General features: G+C 73.0%; 23 protein-coding genes, 1 pseudogene and 1 riboswitch. Of the genes and pseudogenes, 2 read left to right on the top strand and 22 right to left on the bottom strand.

Translation table 11 applies throughout. The features are described 5' to 3' along the window. Window positions 1-92: 92 nt before the first annotated feature. From HQN59_RS13580 to HQN59_RS13550, 7 genes are all read right to left on the bottom strand, one after another. Window positions 93-737: an NrsF family protein gene (locus tag HQN59_RS13580; protein ID WP_176069654.1), complete on the bottom strand. Its 645-nt coding sequence runs from the start codon at window positions 735-737 to the stop codon at window positions 93-95. Further along, window positions 734-1,300 (bottom strand): sigma-70 family RNA polymerase sigma factor, encoded by a 567-nt coding sequence (locus HQN59_RS13575; protein WP_176069653.1) that lies wholly within the window; start codon window positions 1,298-1,300, stop codon window positions 734-736. Before HQN59_RS13575 ends, HQN59_RS13580 begins: the two co-directional genes overlap by 4 nt. Before the next feature lie 64 nt (window positions 1,301-1,364). Continuing rightward, window positions 1,365-1,643, bottom strand: coding sequence for a hypothetical protein (locus HQN59_RS13570; protein ID WP_176069652.1), 279 nt, complete (start codon window positions 1,641-1,643; stop codon window positions 1,365-1,367). Continuing rightward, on the bottom strand, window positions 1,644-2,162 hold the full coding sequence (locus HQN59_RS13565; RefSeq protein WP_176069651.1) for a DoxX family protein: 519 nt from the start codon (window positions 2,160-2,162) through the stop codon (window positions 1,644-1,646). After that, on the bottom strand, window positions 2,159-2,923 hold the full coding sequence (locus HQN59_RS13560) for an HvfC/BufC N-terminal domain-containing protein (RefSeq protein ID WP_176069650.1): 765 nt from the start codon (window positions 2,921-2,923) through the stop codon (window positions 2,159-2,161). Before HQN59_RS13560 ends, HQN59_RS13565 begins: the two co-directional genes overlap by 4 nt. Then, on the bottom strand, window positions 2,916-3,800 hold the full coding sequence (gene bufB, locus HQN59_RS13555) for an MNIO family bufferin maturase (RefSeq protein ID WP_176069649.1): 885 nt from the start codon (window positions 3,798-3,800) through the stop codon (window positions 2,916-2,918). Before bufB ends, HQN59_RS13560 begins: the two co-directional genes overlap by 8 nt. A gap of 31 nt (window positions 3,801-3,831) precedes the next feature. Next, window positions 3,832-4,143, bottom strand: coding sequence for a BufA1 family periplasmic bufferin-type metallophore (locus HQN59_RS13550; protein ID WP_176069648.1), 312 nt, complete (start codon window positions 4,141-4,143; stop codon window positions 3,832-3,834). 186 nt (window positions 4,144-4,329) lie between these two features. On the opposite strand from HQN59_RS13550, the gene HQN59_RS13545 reads away from it, so the two are divergent. After that, window positions 4,330-5,580, top strand: a complete 1,251-nt coding sequence (locus tag HQN59_RS13545; protein ID WP_176069647.1) for a cation:proton antiporter domain-containing protein — start codon at window positions 4,330-4,332, stop codon at window positions 5,578-5,580. Window positions 5,581-5,689: 109 nt separating this feature from the next. Here HQN59_RS13545 and HQN59_RS13540 read toward each other — a convergent pair whose 3' ends face one another. Further along, window positions 5,690-7,069, bottom strand: coding sequence for a DUF2254 domain-containing protein (locus HQN59_RS13540; RefSeq protein WP_176069646.1), 1,380 nt, complete (start codon window positions 7,067-7,069; stop codon window positions 5,690-5,692). 218 nt (window positions 7,070-7,287) lie between these two features. Beyond that, complete coding sequence (locus tag HQN59_RS13535) at window positions 7,288-7,488, bottom strand: hypothetical protein (protein ID WP_176069645.1); 201 nt, start codon at window positions 7,486-7,488, stop codon at window positions 7,288-7,290. 274 nt (window positions 7,489-7,762) lie between these two features. Here HQN59_RS13535 and HQN59_RS13530 point away from each other — a divergent pair, with 274 nt between their 5' ends. Continuing rightward, the gene (locus HQN59_RS13530; RefSeq protein WP_176069644.1) at window positions 7,763-8,020 is read left to right on the top strand and encodes a hypothetical protein; all 258 of its coding nucleotides are present in this window, start codon (window positions 7,763-7,765) and stop codon (window positions 8,018-8,020) included. Window positions 8,021-8,214: 194 nt separating this feature from the next. Here HQN59_RS13530 and HQN59_RS13525 read toward each other — a convergent pair whose 3' ends face one another. The 13 genes and pseudogenes from HQN59_RS13525 to HQN59_RS13465 form a co-directional block, all read right to left on the bottom strand. Then, on the bottom strand, window positions 8,215-8,811 hold the full coding sequence (locus tag HQN59_RS13525) for a histidine phosphatase family protein (protein WP_176069643.1): 597 nt from the start codon (window positions 8,809-8,811) through the stop codon (window positions 8,215-8,217). Beyond that, on the bottom strand, window positions 8,808-9,638 hold the full coding sequence (cobS, locus tag HQN59_RS13520) for an adenosylcobinamide-GDP ribazoletransferase (protein WP_176069642.1): 831 nt from the start codon (window positions 9,636-9,638) through the stop codon (window positions 8,808-8,810). The genes HQN59_RS13525 and cobS overlap by 4 nt, the downstream gene beginning before the upstream one ends. Continuing rightward, complete coding sequence (gene cobT / locus HQN59_RS13515; RefSeq protein ID WP_176069641.1) at window positions 9,635-10,690, bottom strand: nicotinate-nucleotide--dimethylbenzimidazole phosphoribosyltransferase; 1,056 nt, start codon at window positions 10,688-10,690, stop codon at window positions 9,635-9,637. Before cobT ends, cobS begins: the two co-directional genes overlap by 4 nt. A gap of 3 nt (window positions 10,691-10,693) precedes the next feature. After that, window positions 10,694-12,172 carry a cobyric acid synthase gene (locus HQN59_RS13510; protein ID WP_176069640.1) on the bottom strand — a complete coding sequence of 493 codons (1,479 nt, stop codon included), beginning with the start codon at window positions 12,170-12,172 and terminating at the stop codon, window positions 10,694-10,696. Further along, on the bottom strand, window positions 12,169-12,702 hold the full coding sequence (locus HQN59_RS26820; RefSeq protein WP_342451203.1) for an aminotransferase class I/II-fold pyridoxal phosphate-dependent enzyme: 534 nt from the start codon (window positions 12,700-12,702) through the stop codon (window positions 12,169-12,171). The genes HQN59_RS13510 and HQN59_RS26820 overlap by 4 nt, the downstream gene beginning before the upstream one ends. Before the next feature lie 476 nt (window positions 12,703-13,178). Continuing rightward, window positions 13,179-14,075 carry an adenosylcobinamide-phosphate synthase CbiB gene (cbiB, locus tag HQN59_RS13500; RefSeq protein WP_176069639.1) on the bottom strand — a complete coding sequence of 299 codons (897 nt, stop codon included), beginning with the start codon at window positions 14,073-14,075 and terminating at the stop codon, window positions 13,179-13,181. Between the two features lie 4 nt (window positions 14,076-14,079). Further along, entirely contained in the window at window positions 14,080-14,646 is a 567-nt protein-coding gene (gene cobO / locus HQN59_RS13495; RefSeq protein WP_176069638.1) for a cob(I)yrinic acid a,c-diamide adenosyltransferase, read from the bottom strand. A 16-nt stretch (window positions 14,647-14,662) separates the two neighbouring features. Then, window positions 14,663-15,454: an ATP-binding cassette domain-containing protein gene (locus HQN59_RS13490; protein WP_176069637.1), complete on the bottom strand. Its 792-nt coding sequence runs from the start codon at window positions 15,452-15,454 to the stop codon at window positions 14,663-14,665. Next, on the bottom strand, window positions 15,451-16,497 hold the full coding sequence (locus tag HQN59_RS13485) for a FecCD family ABC transporter permease (protein ID WP_176069636.1): 1,047 nt from the start codon (window positions 16,495-16,497) through the stop codon (window positions 15,451-15,453). The genes HQN59_RS13490 and HQN59_RS13485 overlap by 4 nt, the downstream gene beginning before the upstream one ends. Window positions 16,498-16,508: 11 nt before the next feature. Next, window positions 16,509-17,417: an ABC transporter substrate-binding protein gene (locus HQN59_RS13480; RefSeq protein WP_176069635.1), complete on the bottom strand. Its 909-nt coding sequence runs from the start codon at window positions 17,415-17,417 to the stop codon at window positions 16,509-16,511. Beyond that, entirely contained in the window at window positions 17,414-17,980 is a 567-nt protein-coding gene (locus HQN59_RS13475; protein WP_176069634.1) for a bifunctional adenosylcobinamide kinase/adenosylcobinamide-phosphate guanylyltransferase, read from the bottom strand. The genes HQN59_RS13480 and HQN59_RS13475 overlap by 4 nt, the downstream gene beginning before the upstream one ends. Next, a pseudogene (locus HQN59_RS27025) lies at window positions 17,977-19,295 on the bottom strand (cobyrinic acid a,c-diamide synthase CobB). Before HQN59_RS27025 ends, HQN59_RS13475 begins: the two are co-directional and overlap by 4 nt. 29 nt (window positions 19,296-19,324) lie before the next feature. After that, the gene (locus HQN59_RS13465; protein WP_176069633.1) at window positions 19,325-21,187 is read right to left on the bottom strand and encodes a TonB-dependent receptor domain-containing protein; all 1,863 of its coding nucleotides are present in this window, start codon (window positions 21,185-21,187) and stop codon (window positions 19,325-19,327) included. 67 nt (window positions 21,188-21,254) lie between these two features. Continuing rightward, window positions 21,255-21,513: riboswitch (cobalamin riboswitch) on the bottom strand. Window positions 21,514-21,530 lie beyond the last annotated feature (17 nt).

Genomic DNA, 21,530 nt, shown 5'->3' with positions numbered 1-21,530 from the left:
CCGGCCGTCGCGTGCGTGGCGAGCGACCCGGCGCACGAGACGTGCGCTCGGCTTCGGCTCATCGGGAACGGCGCCGCCCGTCCCTCGCCGCGTCACCAGCGAAACAGACGCGGCCCCAGCGCCGCGCCGGCGGCAGCGACGATCACCACGCCGAGCACGTACCAGACCGCCACGAAGGCAAGCCCCGATTCGGGGCAGTGCAGCGCGTAAGCCATCGTGCCCATCCCGCCGGCCAGCAGACCCGCCGCGGCGCCGGCTCGCCGGGGGCGCGTGGGCGCGGCCGGCCCGCGCAGCATGGCCAGCACCGCCGCGAGCAGCGGCAGGCTGACGACGGCGATGTTGAACGGGCATTCGCGCCAGCTGCTGCCCCAGAGCGCGACGGCGCGCTCCGTTGGCGAAAGGCCCGCCCACTGAAGCGCGGCCACGACCCACAGCGCGAGCACGGCACCTGCACCGATCCACCAGGTGCGGCCCACCGGCACGCCGGGACTCGCCAGGCGGCGCAGCGATGCGCCGGCAGCCAGGGCGACGGCGAGCGGGACCGCGAACTTCACCCATAGCACGGGGTGGCGCAGGCCTTCCGCGAGGTCGTGCCGCAGGCCGAGCAAGAGCGCCACGAGCAGCACCGCGAGCGGCAGGCCGATCGCGACGGCGACGAGCAGCCGGTCACGCAGCGCGTGCCGCGGCACCGGTTCGGCGCGCCGCGCCAGCATGTCCACCAGGTCGTCGGTGTTCACGTGAGTCTCCTCGCGCCGCAGCGCGCCGCCAGTGCCTTCAGCCCCCGGTGCACGCCGACCTTCACGGCCGATTCGGACATGCCGGTGCGGCGCGCCGCCTCCGCAACCGAAAGGCCTTCGAGTTTCACGTGCTGGATCGGCAGGCGGTGCCGGTCGGGCAATTCGCCGAGCAACGCCAGCACGTCGTGCCGTGCGGCGGCTTCGTGGTCGTCCACCGCCAGCAGGATGTCTTCGGCGTCGTCGTCGAGCGGGTGGTGCAGCTGTTCGCGCGCGGCCTTCGCCCGCAGCAGGTCGATGAGCTTGTGGCGCGCGATCGCCTGCGCCCAGGCCACCACGGACTGGTCGCGCAGATACGAGCCGCGCTGGTTGTGCATCGCGAGCAGACACTCCTGCACCAGGTCTTCGACGTCGTCCGGCCAGCCGTAGAGGCGCCGGCGCAGGTAGGCGCGCAGACGGCGCGCGATCTGCTTCAGGAACGCCGCATACGCCAGGCCGTCACCGTCCAGCGCGCGAACGAACAAGGCTCGCAGGTGTTGCTCGTCGTTCGAATCCTGATCGGCCATCGGCGCTTGGTCGGAGGGTCGCCTCGGCCATTGCAACACCCACGGCGTATCGATGCAATGCGCGTCAGCGCTCATCGGTGAGCCACTCCACGCAGCGTTGCTCGCAGGCCTTCAGCACGACGTACGCGGCGATGCCGACGTAGCCGGTGGCAACCAGCTCGCCGAACTGCCGCAAGCCGCCTTCCACGACGGCCTGCCAGCCATGCTCGCCCAGAAGCTTCAGGTTGCCGACCAGCAGCATGCCGAGGTTGAGCGTGCAGGCGCCGAACACGAAGAACGCGAGCCCCAGCACCAGGAAGCTCAGCCACGCGCGCGACAGCACGTGATGCCGCAGCAGGCGCATTCAACGCGCCCGGGTCGCGGAGCGGGGCCAGCGACTCGCCAGCGCGTGGTCGAGCGACGCCGGCCCGGCACCGTGCGCCATCAGCGCGAGCGCCATGGCCGCCCACGTCAGATGGATCGGCCAGCCGTCGGGCACCGTCAGCTGGATGACGAGGGTCATGCCCAGCAGGGCCGCGGCCGCGAGGCGGGTGCCCAGGCCGATCACCAGCAGCACCGGCAGCAGCACCTCGAAGCTAGCCGCGATGAACGCCATGACGGCGGGTGCGGGGTACGCATACGGGCCGCCCGGCAGATGGAGCTCGAACGACTCGAACAGGGCCACGGCGTTGTCGTTCAGGCGCAGGACGCCGTTCCACTTCAGCAGGCCCGACTTGAAGAACGGCACCGCGAGCGCAAGGCGCAGCAGCAACTGGACGAGCGGCGGCCATGCGACGGCCCGCGTGGCGTCGCGCAGGCTGGCGATCGCCCGCACCGCGAGGTTCTTCGGTGCGGGTTGCGGATGGAGGATGCGGGTTGTCATGGCGTGGGCTCTCGCAGTTCGATGTGGGTGAAGACGCCGGCATCAACCATCGCCGCAAGGCTGGCCGAAAGGTCGAAGGCGTCGCTCTCGGCCGCCGCGGCGGCGACGGCCTCACCAAAGGTCCGACCATTCATCAGCGCGATGAGCAAGGTTGCGCCGGCGGGCGGGAGCGGACGGACCGTCACGTCGAACGCGGGGCGCGTGATCAGCACGTCTTCGGACGCGTCGGATTCGAGCCGCGCGTCGGGTGCGGCCGGTTCACGGTTCATCGCGAAGATCGAGAGCGCCGGGTAGCGCGAGCGAACGACGCGTGCCGCGGGGTGCGGCACGAGCACGGCATCGGGCAGGCGCGCTGCATCGACCGCCGCCAGGTCGGCAAGGCTCAGCGGTTCCGCATCGGCCGCGTGATAGGCATCGAGCCAGGCGCGTTCGACGCGTCCGACATCGCCGAGCCAGGGCAGCTCTCGCGCATGCGGGTAGCGGTCGATGAAGGCCGGGAACTCGCGGCCATAGTCGAACAGCAGCGGCGTCGCCGGTGGCGTGGCGCGCACGTGCGCCCGCGCCATCGCACGGAAGAAGTCGCTCCCGGTGAGGCGCTCAACGGCCGGGTAGATCGCCGCGAGCGCCTCGATCAGGCTGACGGTGACGTTGTTGCGATGGATGGCGTAGCGCTCCTCCCCGCCCAGTCCGGCGGGCACCGGCGCGCTCGCATCCAGCAGGGGCGGCGCGAAGCGCGCCGCGTGCGCGCCTGCTTCAGGCATGCGCCGCCTCCACAGAAACGCTGCCGTGCATGCGCTGGTGCGCGCTGTCGGCCTGCGCGCGCAGCTCGGCCCACGGCGGGAGCCTGCTGTCCCATTCGACGAGCGTCGGCGCATGCACGCCGAGCCGCAGCGCGTGCTCGAACAGCGACCACACGGGCTCGGCAACGATGCCGTCGTGGCTGTCGATCAGCAGCTGCCTGCCGTCGCCGTCGGCCTGCTCCGCATGGCCGGCAAGGTGGATCTGGCCGACGTGGCCGATCGGAAACGCGTCGAGAGCGGCCGTCGGCGAGCGGCCATGGTTGACGGCGCTGACGTACAGGTTGTTGAGATCGAGCAGCAGGCCGCATCCGGTTCGCTGCGCCACCTCGGCGAGGAAATCCGGCTCCGCCAGGGTCGACTCCTCGAAGACGAGGTAGGTTGCGGGGTTCTCCAGCAACAGCCGTCGTCCGATCGCCGCCTGCACCTCATCGACGTGGTTGCACACGCCGGCGAGCGTCGCCCGGGTGTAGGGCAGCGGCAGCAGGTCGTTGTAATAGCAGCCGGCGTGCGTCGACCAGGCGAGGTGCTCGGAGACGAGAAACGGCTCGTAGCGACGCACCAGGCTCGCGAAACGTGCAAGGTGGGCGCGGCACAGCGGCTCGCTTCCGCCGATCGACAGTGCGACGCCGTGCAGCGCGAGCGCATGGTCGCGCCGCACCGTCTCGAGCAGGCGGTGCGGCATGCCGCCGGCGCCCATGTAGTTCTCGGCATGCACTTCGAAGAAGCCGGCAAAGCCCCGGTCGGCCGCGATCGCGTCGGCATGCGAGGGCTTGAAGCCGACCCCGACCGGCGGGACGGGCGTGCCCGAACGAAGCGCCGGTTCGTCGAGCGCGGTCATCGCATCGCTCCCGCCCGCACCCGGCCGGCGTTCAGGCGTTCGTGGGCGTCAGCGAGCCCTTCTTGCCGCCGGGCACCACGATGTTGGTGCAGGTCCCGGCGGGCACGAACTTCCACGCATTGCCCTGGAAGTCCTTCGTGGAAGTGCCTTGACAACTGGTGCCCGGGCCGGCCGCGCAGTCGTTCATGCCCTTGAGCGAGACGCCGTAGCACTTCTCCTTCTTCGCCGCCATGGCGGCCGCCACTTCCTCCTTGGTCAGCGGGCTTGCCTGCGCGGCGCTGGCCAGGAGCCCGCCGATGGCACCGGCGAGCAGAGCGGACGTGACGTTGATCTTGCTGGACATGGGAACTCCTTGCGTTCGATGGGATGGCGTGTCGACGAGCGACACGCCATGTCCTTCGAAGCGGCACGCGATCCGGTTACAGCGGCGCAAGAAAAAACTGACAGGCGCGATGCGAGCGGTCGGCAGCGAGCACCGCGTGCGCTGCCGACGCGGTGGCTCGGGACCGTGGCTTGCCCGAAGGATCTCGTGCTCGACACCGCCGCGATCTGCCTGGTGGTCACCGCCCTGCTGGCGTACCTGAACCAGCGCTTCATCCGATTGCCCACCGCCATCGGGGTGATGGCTGCGGCGCTCGCCTTGTCGCTGGCATTGCTCGGGCTCGACGCGGTGGGCCTGCTCGAGAACGTGCGCAGCTACGAGGAGTCGCTGCTGCGCTCGATCGACTTCTCCGACGTGCTGCTGCAGGGCATGCTTTCGCTGCTGCTGTTCGCCGGCGCGCTGCACGTCGATCTCAGCCGCCTGCGCAGCTACCGTTGGCAGATCCTGGGGCTCGCGGTGGTGGGCACCGTGCTGTCGACGCTCGTCGTCGGTTTCGCACTCTGGTTGGCGCTGCCCTGGGTCGGCCTGTCGCTCGGCTTGCTGCCCTGCCTGCTGTTCGGCGCGCTCATCTCGCCGACCGACCCGATCGCCGTGCTCGGCATCCTCCGTTCGGCGGGTGCGCCGGAAGACGTCGAGATCGTGATCGCCGGCGAGTCGCTTTTCAACGATGGCGTCGGCGTCGTCCTCTTCGCGCTGCTGCTCGGCATGCTCGCCAGTGGCGACACGCCGAGCCTCGCGGGGGCCGCCACGCTGCTCCTGCGCGAGGCGGTCGGCGGCGTGCTGCTGGGGCTGGCGCTCGGCTATGCCACGTTCCGGCTGCTGCGCAGCATCGATCAATACCAGGTCGAGGTGCTGCTCACGCTCGCTGCCGTGGTCGGCGGCTACGCGCTCGCCGGGCACCTGCACGTCTCGGGTCCGCTTGCCATGGTGGTGGCGGGTCTCCTGATCGGCAACCACGGCCGGGCGCTCGCGATGTCCGACGTCACGCGCCATCACGTCGATCTGTTCTGGGAACTGGTCGACGAGATCCTCAATGCGGTGCTCTTCGTGCTCATCGGCCTCGAGGTCGTCGTGATCCGGTTCGCCGACGGGCTGGCCGGCGCCGTGGTGCTGGCTCTGGCGGTCGTGCTCGGCGCCCGCTGGCTGACGGTGGGGCTGCCGGTCACGCTCTGGCCGTCGGGCTTCCGCCTGCCGCGGGGAGCCGGCCACGTGCTCACGTGGGGCGGGCTGCGCGGCGGCATCTCGGTCGCGCTCGCGCTGTCACTGCCCGAAGGAACGGTGCGCGAGGTCCTGGTCCCGCTGACCTATTCGATCGTCGTGTTCTCCGTGCTCGTGCAGGGGCTGACGATCGGCCGTGTGGTGCGAGAGACGGTCTGCAAGCCCGCGCTTGCAGATTGATCGACACGTCTGGTGTCGTCGCTGCTGTAGTCCGGTCACCGCAACGTGCAGGCCCGAGTCCCAACGGCGGCGTGACGCTGCGGGGGCGGGCCCGCCTGGAGCCAGGCGCTCAGCGGCCCTCCGGCGTCGCTGGCGATCGCTGTGCAGCGTTGTCGTCGACGCGCGACGTGCGCAGCGCACGGCGTGCCTTCTCGCACGCCTCCGCGACGATGCACCGATCCATCGCCTGCAGCGTGGCGGGCACGCCATGCTCGATCATCGCGACCTGGCGCAACAACTCGGCGCGGCCTGTCACCGGGAAGCGCGGCGCAAGCCGCTCGATCGTCGAGAGCAGCCGCCGGGTGACGAGGGCATCGGCCCTCGCGTGCTGTCGGAGCGGCTCGAGCGCGGTGCCGACGAGGGCCGCGAGGCTCGGGCTCGGTGCGAGGACCCGCGGGACCCCTTGGTCGTCCGAGCGCAGCGGGGTGGGCATGTCGCGCTCGCCGAGGCGCGACAGGGCCGAACCGAGGCGATCCACGCACGTCAAGGCCGTGAACGGATCGTTGATCCCCGGCGAGAGGGCACGGACCGCCACCTCGACCAGCTGCAGCATGGCGAACTCGATGTCCTGGGCGGTGGTGCGCTGCTCGCCCAGCACGAACACGCGCCGGATCTCGCCGAGCAGCGCTCGCTTGCCGCGTTCGGCGGGATACACCGTCGCCAGCGTCTGCCTGCGGAACACGTAATGGCCCGGACGGACCGCGAGCCGGATCCGAACGTCGGCCTCGCTCGCGAGCCGCATCAGGCGCTCGGCGTCGACGAGCTGCAGATAGCCGTCGCCGTCGGCGATCACGTCCGCTCCGGCACCCTCGAAGGCGGCTGCTGCGCGTGCCTCATCCCGCGCCGTCTTCGCAGCGGTCTCGGACCGGTCTCCGACCTGCCTGGGAAAGAGCCGCTCGACGCCGGCGAACAACTCGTCGGCGACCCGGGCAACCACCACGTCGACCTGGATCGACATGGCCACGTGATGGACGAAATAGATCAGCACCCCGAGGCTCGCGAGGGCGAGCACGACCCCGAGGGTCACCGACAGATGCGGGACGAACGCCACTTCGTCGGCGCGGCGGATCGTGCGCAGCACGAGCAGGCAGTAGACGAAGGTCGCGACGAAGGTGCCGATGACCACCTGGTTCGCGGTGTCGCGCATGAAGTTGCGCAGCAGCCTCGGGCCCAGCTGCGACGACGCGAGCGACAGCGCGACCAGCGTCATCGAGAACACGACCCCGGCGATCGTGATCATCGATCCGGCCACGGTGCTCAGCACCAGGCTCGCGCCTTCGGCGCCACCGGTGTAGAGCCAGCCGAAGCCGCTCAGCAGCCGGTCGGTGAACGCCTCGTCGAGGGTCACGCCCGCGAACGCGAGCGCCGCTGCCGCCACCGCCATCAGCGAGGGCAGGAACCAGAAGCTCGCGCGCAGGCGTTCCCAGTACTTCTGCAGCCAGGTGCTCATGCGCGGGTCTCGTCGGTCAGTCGGCGCACGTCGGTCGGCATCGGCGTGCGGGGAGCCGGCGCCGGCTTCGGCCATCGCCTCCTCGCCCGCCCCACGCGCCGGCGGGCGTCGCAAGTCGCCGGTCCAGCGCAGCCGAGCCGCGCGTCATCGGCGTTCCCGTCGCCCGTGCATCAGCGGCTGGCGCAGGAACCGCTGCCGGCTCGCATCCGCCGGCGAGCTCAGACCTCGGGGCCCGCCGGCGGCGAGCCAACGTCGCCGGCCGGCGGCGGCTGCACGTCGGGCCCGGTCGGCACCGTGATCTCGGGACCGCTTGGCAGCGGATTCACGTCAGGGCCTTGCGGCGGGGTGACCTCCGGCCCCACGGGGTTGGGCACGATGTCGGGGTTCGGCGAAAGCGGGAAGTTCTCGGGTGCGGACATGCGTGGACTCCTCGGGAGGAGATCGGGCCCGGCAACCGCGGTGCCATGCCGGCGTCCCGTGCGGCGCGGGGCACGGTTTCGGCACGCGCTGCGTCCGTCTGTTGCGGCCCCGAGCCCCGGCGGGTGATCGGCGTGCGCGTACATTGCTCGACCTTCGATGCAAGCGAGAGGAACCGCCATGACCTCAGCATTGCCGCTGCACCCGTCTCGCGCTTCGGCGGCTCCGCGGGACGCGCGGGTGGCACGAGCCCGCGCACAACGACTGCTCGCCACGATGGCCGCGCTGCTGGCGATCGGGACCTGCACCGCCGCGGCCGCCGCCGGTGCCTTGGCGCCCGCGGCGAGCGCCCCGGCGTCTGCGCCGCGGGTCGATCCGGGGATCGTGACGCGGCCGCCGGCGAGGGTCGACCCGGCCATCGTCGAGCGTCCGGCGCGCCAGGTGGATCCGGGGTTGGTCAAGCCGCCGCCGGGCGCTCCTGCGCAAGGTCCGGGCGGTCGGGACGCGCCGCCCGCCCGTCCCGCGCAGCGCTAAGGGCGGCCGGGCGCCCGCTGCTGCTTCCGCGACCGGCTTGGCCCGGTTCGTGGACCTGGGAGACGCCCTCAGGGTTCGATGCGAGGCGAGCGCCGGCCCCGGCGATCATGGGCCGGACGGTCGGTCCTCGTCCTCCGGCGGCGGAGCGAGCGCAGGCGAGTCGAGCGCGGCAACGGCAGGGCATCTGCATATGCCTACTCGCCTTGCACGCGGCCGAGCGCCTGGCGGCCGGGTCGGCGGGCATCGCTCACGCTGCTCCAGGCCAGCGCGACCCGCTGCCCGAAGGACGGCGGCGGCGGCCAGCGCTCGCTGGTGGCGGGCACGGCACCTCGGGTCAGCCACGCGGCGGCCGACAACCAGCCTCCGTGCGTGACGACGACACAGGCGCCGGCCGGCTCGAATCGCTCCACCCGGCGCAGCAGCGCTGCCAGCGACTCTCCGCCGCCCGGCGCGTGATGCACGAAGTCGGCGCACCAGGCGTCGATCTCCTGGACGGGGACGCTCGCCCACCCGCGCCCTTCCCACGTCCCGAAGTCGAGCTCGGCGAGCGCCGGATCGACGCGGTGGGTCCAGCCCCAGCGTGCCAGCCAGCATCCGACCTCGCAGCTGCGGCGGAGCGGCGAGGTGACGACGATGTGCGGTAGCCGCGCGCGCCGTGCGAAGGCGCGGATGCGGTGCGCCAGGCGCTTGGCCTTGCGTGGGTCGACCGGCAGGTCGGTGCGCCCGATGCAGCAGCCGGCACCTCCTTCGGCGCGCGGGTGGCGCCAGGCGTGCACCAGCCTCGCCGTCATCCGGGCATCCGTGCCGCCACGCCGAGCAGCACGACCAGTTCGCCGAACTGGGCGGCCGCGCCCAGTGTGTCGCCGGTGTACCCACCCAGACGTCGACGCAGCCAGGCGCGCAGTCCGAGCACGAGGGCGGCGAGCGCGGCGGTCAGGCTCGCGACCCGGAGCAGCGCCGCGATCGGTCCCGACGTCGCTGCCGCGGCGGCGGGCCACAGCCACGCGACGCCGGCGACGGCGGCGGCGACGGCGTCGATCCGTCGCGCATGGCGGGCCAGCGGCTTGGCCTTGGCGTGCGCCTCCTCGCCGGCATACGGCACGCTCGCCATCAGCACGACGGCCGCGGCCCGCCCGCCGGCGTGGGATGCCACCACGGCCAGCGCGGCGACCAGCGGATCCCGCGCGACGAGTTCGGCGACCAGCAGCACCCGCAGCAACAGCGTCACGACCAGCGCGGAGGCGCCGTAGGTGCCGATGCGCGAGTCCTTCATGATCGCCAGCGCCTTCTCGCGCGAAGCCGCCCCCAGCAGCGCGTCGAAGGTATCCGCGAGGCCGTCCTCGTGAAAGGCAGCGGTGAGCCAGACCGTGGCGGTCACCGCCAGGACGGCGGCGACACCGGGCGTCCACAGCTGCTGGGCGACGAAAACCACGCTGCCGCCGACGAAGCCGACGAGTGCGCCGACCTGCGGGAACTGCCGAACGGCGCGGTTCAGCAGCGCGGGCTCGAAGCCGACCCATCCCGGAATCGGGATGCGCGTGAGGAACTGCAGCGCGATGAAGAAGAGCCGCCGCTCGTGCCGCGCAGCGGCCCCGACGCGCCGCAGGGGGCGCGTCATGACACGCGTCGGCTGATGCCGGCCGACTCGAAGCTCGCCATCTGCGCCAGGATGTTCACCGCCGAGACCAGCAACGGCCAGGCGAGCGCCGCGCCCGAGCCTTCGCCCAGGCGCAAGTCCAGGTCGAGCAGCGGCTGCACGCCCAGCGCCTCGAGCCAGCGCCCGTGTGCGGCCTCGCCCGAGCGATGCGAGAACACGCAGCACGCCAGCAGCGCGGGCTGCAGCGCGGCCGCCACCGCCACCGCGGCGGTGCTGATGAAGCCGTCGACGACGATCACGCGGCGCTCGGCGGCCGCCTGCTGCACGGCACCGACCATCGACGCGATCTCGAGCCCGCCGAGCGCCGCGAGTGCCTGCAACGGCGCCAAGGCGTCGGCGTGGCGCGCCAGCGCGTGCTCGAGGACCGACCGCTTGTGCGCGAGCCCGAGGTCGTCGAGGCCGGTGCCGCGGCCGACGCAGTCGGCCAGCCGCGCGCCGGTCAGCCGAGCCATGAGCAGGGCGGCCGCCGAGCTGTTGCCGATGCCCATCTCGCCCAGCAGGAGGGCGTTGCCGGGCAGGGCGGCGACGAGATCGCGTCCCTGCGCGATCGCCACCCGGCACTGCTCCGGACTCATCGCCGGTCCCGCGCTGGCGTCGGCCGAGCCGCGCTCCGCCCCCCGCACCTTGAGGCACGCCAGCCCGGCGGCCGCGGGGAAATCGGCATCGACGCCGCAATCGGCGACCGTGACCGCGATGCCGTGCTGGCGCGCCAGCACCGACACCGCCGCACCGCCAGCGAGGAAGTTGAGCACCATCTGGCGCGTCACCTCCGCGGGATAGGCCGATACGCGGCGGGCCGCGATCCCGTGGTCGGCCGCGAACACCACCAGCTGCGGGTTCACGAGGCGCGGCGATGCGTCGCCCTGAACCAGCGCGATCTGCAACGCCAGCGCTTCGAGGCGGCCGAGCGCGCCCTTGGGCTTGGTCTTGACGTCGAGCGCTGCCTGCACGCGCGAGCGCAGGCCGGCGTCGTCGAAGGCGGGCAGCGGCAGCGTCGGCGCGAACGGGCTCACGCGTCAGGCCTCGAGCAGCGTGCGCAGGGTCGCCGCGCCGAGGTGGTCCTCGACCAGATCGGCCAGTGCGTCGAAGCGGGCGTCGAGCGTGCGCACGTGTCGGCCGAACAGCGCGTGCAGCGTGGCCGCGTCCTCGAACAGGCCGTGCACGGCAAGGCCGAGCGTCGCGCCCGCCTGCCAGCCGATCGGCTGACCGTGGGCGTCGTGCACGACTGCCACGGCGCCGTCGACGTCGACGGTGGTGCGACCACAGCGGATCTCGTAAGCCGGCAGGGATCGGCCGGTCAGCGCCTGCCAGGGCGAGGTCAGGGTGTCGAAATGCACGGCCGCTGCGCGCAGCCGTTTGGGCGCCGCGTATCGCGTGGCGAGCGGCAGCAGCCCGAGCCCCGGCAGCGGTCCGTGCGGCTCGCCGTCGACGCCGCCGGGATCGTCGAGGGTGCGGCCGAGGATCTGCTGGCCTCCGCAGATGCCGAGCAGCGGCCGCCCGCGCCGCACGTGCTCGACGATGCAGCGGTCGAGGCCCTGCTCGCGCAGCCAGGCCAGATCGCCGCTGACCTGCTTGCTGCCCGGCAGGATGATCCAGTCGGCGTCGGCGAGCTCGGCCGCGTTGCGCGCCCAGCGCAGCGTCGCGACTTCGGCGAGCGACTGGAACTCGTCCAGGTTGCTGATGTGCGGCCAGGCGACGATCGCGATGCGCGGTCCGCCCGAGTCCGTGCGGGGCGCAGCGTGGACGCCATCTTCGTCCGGCAGTCCATGGTCGCGCCGCATCGGCAGCACCCCGAGCAGCGGAACGCCGGTCAGCGCCTGCAGCTGAGCGGGCCCGGGTGCCAGCAGCGCGGCGTCGCCGCGAAACTTGTTGAGCACGAAGCCGGCGAGTACCGGGCGCAGGTCGTCGGGCAGCAGGGCCCAGGTCCCGTGCAGATGCGCGAATGCGCCGCCGCGGTCGATGTCCGCCACCAGCATGGCATGCAGCGCGCCGTGCTCGCGCGCCCAGCGGGCGGCGTCGAGGTTGACGTAGTCGTGCGGCGCCAGGTTGATCTCGGCCGGCGAGCCCGCGCCCTCGATCACGATGCGCCCGTGCCGCCCGGTCAGCCGATCGAAGCTCTCCCGCGCGACCGCCGCGAGCACGCGGCTGCGCTCGCGCCACGGCAGGCGAGACAGCTCGGCGTCGACCTGCCCGTGCACCACGACCCGGCTCGCGGTGTCGCGTTCGGGCTTGAGCAGCACGGGGTTCATATCGACGCTCGGCGGCACCCGCGCGGCCAGCGCCTGGAAGTACTGCGCCGAGCCGATCTCGCCGAGCCGGCTGTCCGGATCGGCAGGGTCGACGGGAACCACGCGGGCGTTGTTGCTCATGTTCTGCGCCTTGAACGGCGCCACGTCGAGGCCCTGGCGCGCGGCCCAGCGACACAGCGCCGTCGTGAGCAGGCTCTTGCCGGCGCCGCTGCTCGCGCCCCACACCATCAGGGCAGCGCGCTTCATGGACGACCCCCGACCTCAAGGTCGATCGCCTGCAGCAGCGCACGGGCGGCGCGCGGCGGCTGCGCCGAGACGCGCCACCAGCCCGGCAGGCCGAACGACGCCGCGTCGCGCACCGCGACGCCGTGCCGGCGCAGCCGACGCGGTTCGATGGCCAGCGGCGGTCGCACGCACCGGTACGGCGTCGAGCTGGCGCGCTGGGTGAAGCCGCGGGCGCCGAGTTCCTGCTGCAGGAGCGCCTTCCAGTGCGCCAGCGTCGCGTGCGAATCGGCCACCCACTGCTGCACGTCGCGGCCGGCCCAGCCACGCAGCAGCGCGTCGGCCTGCGCCGACAGCGGCCACGACGGCGCCGCGGCCTCCAGGGCACGGCACCAGGCGGGCACGTCGTAGCCCGCCGTGCCGGGCGCCACGGCGTACGCGCCGCGGATGCCGGTCAGGCCCAGCGCCTTGTTGGGGCTGTGCAGCACGAACGCGCGATCGCAGTCCGCTGCGGTCCAGGTCGAGCGGCCGGCCAGACGCAGCGGCGGGTACACGGCATCGAGAACCGTCGGCCGCGTGCCCGCATCGGGCGGCGGGGCGCATCGATTCCGAGCGGACTCGACGGCTCCGCGACCCAGCGCAGGGTGACGTCGCCGGCAAAGCCGCCGGGACTTGCGCCGTCGGGCGCCAGCGCGCGCCCCCATGCGGCGGCGGCGATCGCGTAGTCGCCGTAGGCGTGCTTCGGCACCGCGACCGCACCCGGCCAGAGCCGTTCGCCGACGCCCGTGATGCGCTGGATGAACTCGCTGGCGCTCGCGGCCGGGAGAATGCGCCAGGGCTCCACCTCGTGCAGCGCGGCGAGCGCCTCGCGCACCGCGTGCGCGGCCGGGTCCGGGGTAGCGCTGCAGGTCGGCGTCGCGCGCCGCCGCCCACGCCGACTCGCACGGCCCCGCCGCGTTGGCGCAGGTGGAGAAGTCCCAGCGGGCAGCGCCGTCGGCGTCGGCCCCGCCGTGAACGCGCGGCGCGGCATTCATCGCGCGGCCCGCCACCACAGCGCGACGCCGGCGCCGACGAAGGCCGCCCGCGCCGCCCGCTCGGCGAGCTGCAAGGATCGCGCGACGACCTTGCCGTCGACGCTGCTGCCCGTCCGGTTGAGCACGTAGACGCCCGGCTTGCCGAGGCGGACGCCGAGCCGCAGCGCCATCGTCGCCATCGGCCAGCCGCCGTTCGGCGAGGGGGTTTGCCGGGCTTCGTCGCGCCATGGCTTGAGCGCGACCGACGGGCTCCACAACAGCGCCGCAGCGAGCCGCGCGGGGATCCAGCCGAGCACGTCGTCGGCGCGTGCGGCCCACTTGCCGGCCCACTCCCAGCGCCCCCGATAGCCCCACATCGCGTCCAGCGTGTTGGCGGTGCGCCAGATCCAGGCGCCCGGCAGACCGGCCACCACGAACCAGAACAGCGGCGCGACGAGCGAGTCGTTGAAGTTCTCGGCGAGCGCCTCGACCGCGGTTTCGCGCACCGCGGTGGCATCGAGCGTGGTCACGTCACGGCTGCACAGCCGCGCGAGGCGCGCCCGCCCCGCGTCCAGCCCGTGTCCGAGCGCGGCCTCGACGGCGCGGACTTCGTCCTTGAGCATCGACCATGCGAATGCCGGCTTCAAGGCCAGCGCCAGCGCAGGCAGCGCGAGCCAGCCCGGGAGGCCATCGATCCAGGCCTGCACGCCCCAGGCCAGCAGCCCCACCGCCACGACCGCGCCGCTCCAGGCGCAGGCGCCGAGGGCGAATGCGGGTCGCGGCGCGAGCGCCGGCAGCCGGGCGCCGAGCGGCCGCAGCGCGCGGCCGAGCCACGCCACGGGATGCCACGCGTTGCGGGGCTCGCCGAAGGCGGCATCGAGCGCCCACGCCAGCAGCAGTGCACCCGCGGCCACGGCGTCAGTCCTCGATGCCGCGCTGGGCCGGCACGCCGGCCTGGTGATGGTGCTTGACCGGCGCCATCTCGGTCACGGTGTCGGCCAGCGCCACCAGTTCGTCCGGTGCGTTGCGGCCGGTCAGCACCACATGCACTTGCGGGGGGCGCTCACGCAGCGCGTCGAGCACCGGCTGCAGCGGCAGCCACCCGTAGCGCAGCGGATACATGATCTCGTCGAGCACGACGAGGAAGTGCGTGCCGGCGCGGATCGTCGCTTCGGCCCGCAGCCAGCCGTCGCGCGCCAGCTGCGCGCTGTGCTCGAGGTCGCGGCTCTTCCAGCTGAAGCCGTCGCCGAGTCCCTCGATCGGCACGCCGAGCGTCTCGAACACGCGGTGCTCGCCGAAGCGTGCCGACGGTACCTTCATGAACTGGTAGATCCTGACCGGCTTGCCGCGTCCGTGGGCACGCAACGCGAGGCCGAACGCGGCGGTGCTCTTGCCCTTCCCGTGGCCGGTATGGACGATCACCAGCCCGCGGCGTTCGCCGGTGGCCTTGGCTCCGGGTGCGGCGGGCGGGGCGACGATGTCCATCAGGGGCTCCTCGGGTTCATTCGGCGTCGAGCGTGAGGCCGACGCGCGGCGCGCCCCGCGCATCGGCCTCGATGCGGATCGCGCCGTCGAAGACGTCGACGAGAGCGGCCTGCACGGCCGCATCGGTCGGCGCGCCACCGGCCCGCAGCCGCCCGCGCTCGAGCACGAGCAGCCGATCGGCCCGCAGCGCGATCGGCAGGTCGTGCAGCACGCTCAGCACGGCGCGGGGTCCGTCCTCGCCGCGGGCGATGCGCCGCAGCAGCCGCGTCAGCATCACCTGGTGCGGCGCGTCGAGGTGCGTGGTCGGCTCGTCGAGCAGCAGCAGTGGCGCCTCGGTCGCCAGCACCCGGGCCAGCAGCACCCGCTGGCGTTCGCCGCCCGAGAGATCGTGCAGGCGCCGACGCTCCCAGGCGCCGCACTCGGTGAGCGCGATGGCGCGATCGACGGCCTCGCGGTCGGCCGGTCCGGGCGTTCCCATGAGGCCCAGGTGGGCGATGCGGCCGAGCTCCACCGTCTCGCGCACGCTGAGCTCGCCGGTGACCTCGCCCTGCTGCGCGAGCCAGGCCAAGCGCGCGGCGCGCCGTGCCGGGCGGATGCGGTGCACGTCCTCGCCGTCCAGCAGAACCGCGCCGCGGGAGAGCGGCTGCAGCCCGGCGAGCGCGCGCAACAGCGTCGACTTGCCGGCGCCGTTCGGTCCGACCAAAGCGGTCCAGCCGGCGCCGATCTCCAGGTTGACGCCGTCGAGCACGAGGCGGCCGCCCAGACGCACGCCGACGTCGCCGGCCCTCAGCGACGCGGGCCGGCTCACGACGCCGCGCGCTGCCTCAGCAGCCCGAACAGGTAGCAACCGCCGAGGACCGCGGTGACGACACCGACCGGCAGCTCCTCTGGCGCGATCACGGCGCGAGAGATCACGTCGGCCACCAGCAGCAACGCCGCACCCATGCCGGCGCTCGCGATCAGCAGCCAGCCGTGCGACCCCGGCGCATGGCGCCGTACCAGGTGCGGCGCCACCAGCCCGACGAAGGCGACAAGACCCGCCTGGGCGACGGCCAGCGCCGTCCCGAGGCTCAGCATCAGCACGAGCGCGAGGCGCACCCGCCCGAGGTCGAGGCCGAGGCTGGTCGCACTGTCCTCGCCGAGCGTGAGCGCGTCGAGCGCGCGCGCGTGGCGCTGCGCCAGGGCGGCGAGCAGCGCCAGCCCGAGACCCATCGTCGCGATGGCGCTCCAGCCGAGAAAGCTGGTGCTGCCGAGCATGAACGCCTGCTTGCCGCGCAGGGCGTCCGGCGAGGCGACCGTGACCAGGTCGCTGATCGCCCCGAGCATCACGCCGACCACGACGCCGGCAAGCAGCAGGCGCAGCGTCTGCACCGCACCCCGGGCGAGCGTCAGCGTCAGGGTGACGCCGATGACGGAGCCCGCGAACGCCGCCGTGACCAGCCCGACACGCTCGATCCACACGACGGTCGCGAGGCTGATCGTCGCGCCGCCCAGCGAGGCGGCGGCGAGCACCAGCACCACGCCGAGTCCCGCGCCGCTGGCACTGCCGAGCAGGTAAGGGTCGGCCAGGGGATTGCGGAAGAGACCCTGCGCGATCGCGCCCGAGAGACCGAGCAGGGCGCCGACGAGCGCGGCGCCCAGCGTGCGCGGCGCGCGGATCTGGCCAAGGATCAGCACCGCGTCGCTGCCGTGCAGGTCGTTCCACAACGCGGCGAGGTCGAAGCCGGTCGAGCCGGTGGCCAGCCCGCCGGCCAGACCCAGCGCGAGAGCCGATGCCACGAAGGCCACCAGGCGCCGGCGGCGTGCCGGATCGAGGTCGGGGTCGCTCGCCGCGCGCTCGACTTCGCTCATCCCCGCGCTCGTCATCGGGCCGCGGGCGTGGCCACCCGCGAGAGGCAGTCCGCGAGCCGCGCGGCCGCCTCGCCGAGGCGCGGCCCGGGCCGGATCAGCATCTCGTAATCGGCCGCGTCGAAACCGCAAAGGCGGCGGTTGCGGACCGCCGCCAGCGCGCCCCAGCCGGGCCGCTGCACGAGCGCCGCCTGCTCGCGCTGCACGCCCATGATCAGATCGGGCCGGGCGCGGACCACGTACTCGGGGTTGAGCTTGGGAAATGGCCCGAGCTCGGGAGGCACGATGTTGTTCATCCCCAGGCGCTTCAAGGTCTCGCCGATGAACGAGCTCGTGCCTGCCGCGTAAGGGCCGCCGCCGATCTCGAAGTAGACCCGCTGACCGCGCACGCTCGCCGGCACGCGCGCGGCGGCCGTCGCGAGCTCCCGCTCGATGCGCGCCCAGACGCGCGCGCCCTCGTCGGGCGTGCCGAGCAGGCGCGCGATCAGGTCGAGCGTGCGCCGCACGTCGGCATGGGTCTCGGACTTCAGGCGCACGATCGTGAATCCGAGCACGTCGAGTCGCTCCATGGCGCGCGACGCGGTGGAAGCCAGGATCACGTCGGGCCTGAGCGCCGCGATCGCCTCGATCTGCGCGTCCTCGAGGCCACCCAGGTGCGGGAGCCGCGCGAGCTCCGCCGGCCAGTTCGAGAAGCGGTCGACGCCGACCAGCCGATGGCCGACCCCGAGCACCCAGGCGGTCTCGGTCAACGACGGCAGCATCGTCACGATGCGCTGCGGAGGCGCGCTGAAGCGATGCTCGGTGCCGCGGTCGTCGCGCACCACGATCGGCTCGGCCGCCGGCACGCGCGCCACGAGGCCGGTGCCGAGCAGGGCGGCCGCCCCGCGCAGCACGGCGCGGCGCGAGAACGGCGCCGTGTTCATGCGAGGTCCTTCACGCGCAGCTCGCAGCCGGCGACCATGAGCGTGACGCGGCCGCAGAGGGCCGCGACGGCCTGGTGGAGCTCGCCGAGCGCGTCGACGCATGCCCGGGCCTCGCGCGAGAGCGGCACGACCCCGAGGCCGATCTCGTTCGAGACCAGCACGACCGGCGACGCGCCGTGTCGCAGCGCCGCCAGCAGCTCCTCCTTCTCCTGCGCCCAGGGCCGGCCCGGGGGCGCGCCTGCAGGCGGAAGCAGGCACTGCGTGAGCCACAGCGTCAGGCAGTCGACCACCAGCAGGCGCCGGGGATGCGCGAGACGCCGGAGCGTGGCGCCGAGCGCCTGCGGCGCCTCGACGGTCTCGAGCGCGGGAACGCGCGCCCCGCGATCGGCGCGATGCCAGGCGATCCGCGCGGCCATCTCGGGGTCGCCGGCGAGCGCCGTCGCCACCAACGTCGCCCGATGGGTCGGATCGCTCGCCAGCCAGCCGCCGGCGCGTGACTCGGCCGTGCGCGACTTTCCGCTGCGCGCACCGCCGAGAAGGAGTTCGTGCGTGACGGCGCTCATGAGGTCGGCGGCGCAGCGTCGAACAGGCGCGCCGCGAGCCGCGGCGACGACGCGAGCCACGGATGGAACCAGCTCGCGCGCACGCTGCCGTGCTCGTAGAACGGCTCGCCGGCGGCGCGCTCGCCGTGCGCCGGGCGGGTGCGTGCGACGGGCACCAGCGGGCTCTCGAAGCGGGACCAGTGGAAGCTGTGACCGCGCAGCGCCGCCTCGCCGGTGCCGCCCAGCGTCAGCTCGTGCGGCCCGATCGCCGCCAGGTGACGGCCCACGGTCGCCACGCCGGGCAGCAGCCCCCACATGCGGTGTGCCGCTCCCGTGCCGTCGATCAGGTGGTCGGCCAGGACCATCATCCCGCCGCATTCGGCCCACACGGGCTTGCCGGCCCGCACGTGGGCGGCAACCTGCTCGCGCAGCCCGGTGCAGGCCGAGAGTTCGGCCGCATGCAGCTCAGGGTAGCCGCCGGGCAGCCACAGCGCATCGCACGGCGGCAGCGTCTCGCCGGCCAGCGGCGCGAAGAACGTCGGCTCGGCACCGAGCGTCTTCAGCAGCTCGATGTCGGCGGCGTGGAGAAACGCGAACGCGGCGTCGCGTGCGATGGCGATTCGGCGCCCCGCAGGCAGCGCGGTAGCGGCGCTGCCGGGGCGGCCACCGGTGCACGCCAGGGCGGCCAGTCGGCGAGGGCACGGCCGAGCGGCGTGCGTTCCAGCCAGTCGGCCGCCGCGTCCAGCGCCCGCGAGGCCTCGGGCGACTCGGACGGCATCGTCAAGCCGAGATGCCGCTCGGGCCATCGGAGCGCCTCGCTCTGCGGCAGGTGACCGTGCCAGTGCATCGGATCGCGCACGGCGCGCTGCAGCATCGCCGCATGCCCCTCGCCACCGACACGGTTGGCGAGAACGCCCGCCCATGGCAGCGACGCACGCCAGGTCTGCAGCCCGTGCGCGACGGCTCCGAACGTGGCCGCCATGGCGCTCGCGTCGATCACCGCGAGCACCGGGAGATCGAACGCGGCCGCGACGTCGGCGCCGCTCGAGTCGCCGTCGAACAGCCCCATCGCGCCTTCGACGACGACGAGGTCGACGTCGGCGGCGGCGTCGGCGAGCCGGCGCGCGCAGTCGGCCTCGCCCTGGATCCACAGGTCGAGCGGATCGGCGGCGTGCCCGCTCGCCGTCTCGAGCCAGAGCGGATCGAGGAAATCGGGCCCGCACTTGAAGCAGCGCACCCGCGCGCCGCGCCGCGCATGCAGACGCGCCAGGCCGGCCGCGACGGTGGTCTTTCCGTGGCCCGACGCGGGCGCGCCGATCAGGAGGGCAGCGGCCATGGGTCGGGCATTCTCCGGTCTCTGGCGACTCAGGGCGTGGTCCAGCGCAGCGTCACCTGCCCGTTGCGCCCGGCCGTCGCGTAGTTGCGCGCCAGCTCGTAGTCCTTGTTGCCGACGTTGTCGATGCGGCCCTCCAGCGTGAGCCCGGGCACCAGCACCTTGCTGACGAACACGTTGAGCAGCGCGTAGCCGCCCATGCGCTGGGTGTTCGCCGCGTCCTCGTAGCGCTTGCCGGCGGCCTGGATGTCGGCCCCGACGTTCCAGCCCGCCAGTTGCGTCTCGGCCCCGAAGGTGGCGAGACGGCGCGCCCGGCGCTGCAGCACCTTGTCGGTGTCCACGTTGCGGGGATCGTGCCAGTCGAGCGAGCCGCGCAGCGTCACCCCGCCCAGCCGCGTGTTGCCGGCAAGCGTGACGCCGCGCAGCCGCGCCCGACCGACGTTGACGTAGCAGCCGAACTCGTCGGGACAGGGGCCGGGGTCGCCGAACGCGATCAGGTTGGTCACCTTGTTGTGCCAGGCCACCAGGCTGACGGCGGTGTCGGTGCCCGCCGCCCAGCGCAGCCCCAGCTCGACGTTGCGGCCGCGTTCCGGAACGAGCGCGGCGTTGCCGTACTGGCTGAAGCGCTGATAAAGCGTCGGCACGCGGAACGAGTTCGCCGCAGCGACCGTCATGCGCCATTGCGGCAGGAACGCCCAGCCCCAAGCCAGGCTGCCGGTGCTCTTGGCGCCGAATTCGCTGTCGTCGTCGCGTCGCACATGCGCCTGGAAGCCGTGCGCGCCGAAGTCGCCGCGCCAGCCGAGTCCGACCGCGTTCTGGTGGCGCTTGCCTTCGAGCGTGACGCCTGGAGCGACAGCCGGGTTCCGGAGTTCGTCGTCGCGCCGCTCCAGCGTTCCGGTGAAGGTGTTGGGGCCGATGCGCTGCTCGTGCTGCAGCGTGTAGTCGCCCAGCGTCGTCTCGGTGCGATAAAAGCTCGGCTGGGTCTCGTAGGTGCTCCTGGTCCGGCCCAGCTGGAGGCGCGTCGTCGCGTCGTCCGTCCAGCGCCCGTGCCAGGCGACGTTGCCGGTGCGCAGCGCGTGGCGGTTCCAGTCGTCGGCCCCCGGCGTGAAGCCGTCGTAGTGAGAACGCAGGTTGCTCGCCAACACCGACGCTTCGATGCGATGCACGGCGTCGATCTCGTAGCCCACCCGCCCTCGCACGGAGTTGCGGCGCCAGCCGTCCTCGTCAGGGTTGTGGCCGGCGGCCCCGGGCGTGCGCGAATCGAACCCGTCGCTGCGACCGTGCGACGCGGACAGCGAGTAGTCGATGCCTTGGGCGGACCCGCTGACGCCCGCCTGGGCGAGGCCCGTGCGGTAGGTGCCGTAGGTCAGCGATGCGCTCGGTTGCGCCGGTCCGCGGCCGCGCCGGGTGAACAACTGGATCACGCCGCCGATGGCGTCGGACCCGTAGACGGCGGCAGCGGGGCCGCGCAGCACTTCGATGCGGTCGATCTGGTCGAGCGGGATCTGTTCCCAGACGGCCCCACCGGTCGACTGCGAATCGACACGCACGCCATCGATGTAGACGGCGGTGTGACGGTTCTCGGCACCGCGCACGAAGACGCTGGTGGCGCTGCCGGGGCCACCGCTGCGGGCGAACTCGATGCCGGGAAGGCGCGCGAGCAGATCCGCGACACCGACGGCACCGCTTCGCTCGATCGTCGTTCGGTCGACGACCGAGATGTCGGCCAGCACCGAAGACAAGGGCTGCGGCGTTCGGTTGGCGGTGACCACCACCGGGTCCAGGGTGGTGGAGGTGGCAGCCTGGGCAAATGCCGCCGAGACGACAACGAATGGCGTGAAACAGACGAACGCAGTGGTGCCGCGACGAGCGCAGCTGCGAAAAGACGAAGTCATGGCAATGGACCGACCAATCGCGCTCTGCCGCTTCCCCGCGGTCTGGCGCCTTCGGCGACCGCCTGCGCGGAACGCCACCTCGTTGGCCGGTATCCGGGCTGACAGAAACGACCCGTGACGCCTTCCCAGAGCGAGGTGCGCAGTGGCGAACCCGATCCAGTGGCTGATGTGTCACGAGATGGAAGCCGAGCCTCTGGCAGCTTCCGTCTGCTTACCGTTGCGGGGGCAGCTCAGGTTGAGGCAGGCCTTGCGACCGCGCCCTCCTGATTCCCGTTGAACTGTCTCGACTGAACGTCTCGACGAGCACCAACGGCGCGCATCATACCTGCGCGGATTCGGGTAG

It is taken from the genome of Rhizobacter koreensis (assembly GCF_013366375.1).
GTDB classification, from domain to species: domain Bacteria; phylum Pseudomonadota; class Gammaproteobacteria; order Burkholderiales; family Burkholderiaceae_C; genus Schlegelella_A; species Schlegelella_A koreensis.
The sequence above is the reverse complement of the archived record's forward strand: the minus strand, read 5'-3'. Positions and strand labels throughout refer to the sequence as shown.

Bases quoted from the DNA above. Each gene is read 5' to 3' on its own strand.
- HQN59_RS13575 (WP_176069653.1), bottom strand. From the start codon at position 1,300: ATGGCCGATCAGGATTCGAACGACGAGCAACACCTGCGAGCCTTGTTC.
- HQN59_RS13570 (WP_176069652.1), bottom strand. From the start codon at position 1,643: ATGCGCCTGCTGCGGCATCACGTGCTGTCGCGCGCGTGGCTGAGCTTC.
- HQN59_RS13565 (WP_176069651.1), bottom strand. From the start codon at position 2,162: ATGACAACCCGCATCCTCCATCCGCAACCCGCACCGAAGAACCTCGCG.
- HQN59_RS13560 (WP_176069650.1), bottom strand. From the start codon at position 2,923: ATGCCTGAAGCAGGCGCGCACGCGGCGCGCTTCGCGCCGCCCCTGCTG.
- bufB (WP_176069649.1), bottom strand. From the start codon at position 3,800: ATGACCGCGCTCGACGAACCGGCGCTTCGTTCGGGCACGCCCGTCCCG.
- HQN59_RS13550 (WP_176069648.1), bottom strand. From the start codon at position 4,143: ATGTCCAGCAAGATCAACGTCACGTCCGCTCTGCTCGCCGGTGCCATC.
- HQN59_RS13540 (WP_176069646.1), bottom strand. From the start codon at position 7,069: ATGAGCACCTGGCTGCAGAAGTACTGGGAACGCCTGCGCGCGAGCTTC.
- HQN59_RS13535 (WP_176069645.1), bottom strand. From the start codon at position 7,488: ATGTCCGCACCCGAGAACTTCCCGCTTTCGCCGAACCCCGACATCGTG.
- HQN59_RS13530 (WP_176069644.1), top strand. From the start codon at position 7,763: ATGGCCGCGCTGCTGGCGATCGGGACCTGCACCGCCGCGGCCGCCGCC.
- HQN59_RS13525 (WP_176069643.1), bottom strand. From the start codon at position 8,811: ATGACGGCGAGGCTGGTGCACGCCTGGCGCCACCCGCGCGCCGAAGGA.
- cobS (WP_176069642.1), bottom strand. From the start codon at position 9,638: ATGACGCGCCCCCTGCGGCGCGTCGGGGCCGCTGCGCGGCACGAGCGG.
- HQN59_RS13510 (WP_176069640.1), bottom strand. From the start codon at position 12,172: ATGAAGCGCGCTGCCCTGATGGTGTGGGGCGCGAGCAGCGGCGCCGGC.
- cobO (WP_176069638.1), bottom strand. From the start codon at position 14,646: ATGGACATCGTCGCCCCGCCCGCCGCACCCGGAGCCAAGGCCACCGGC.
- HQN59_RS13485 (WP_176069636.1), bottom strand. From the start codon at position 16,497: ATGAGCGAAGTCGAGCGCGCGGCGAGCGACCCCGACCTCGATCCGGCA.
- HQN59_RS13480 (WP_176069635.1), bottom strand. From the start codon at position 17,417: ATGAACACGGCGCCGTTCTCGCGCCGCGCCGTGCTGCGCGGGGCGGCC.
- HQN59_RS13475 (WP_176069634.1), bottom strand. From the start codon at position 17,980: ATGAGCGCCGTCACGCACGAACTCCTTCTCGGCGGTGCGCGCAGCGGA.
- HQN59_RS13465 (WP_176069633.1), bottom strand. From the start codon at position 21,187: ATGACTTCGTCTTTTCGCAGCTGCGCTCGTCGCGGCACCACTGCGTTC.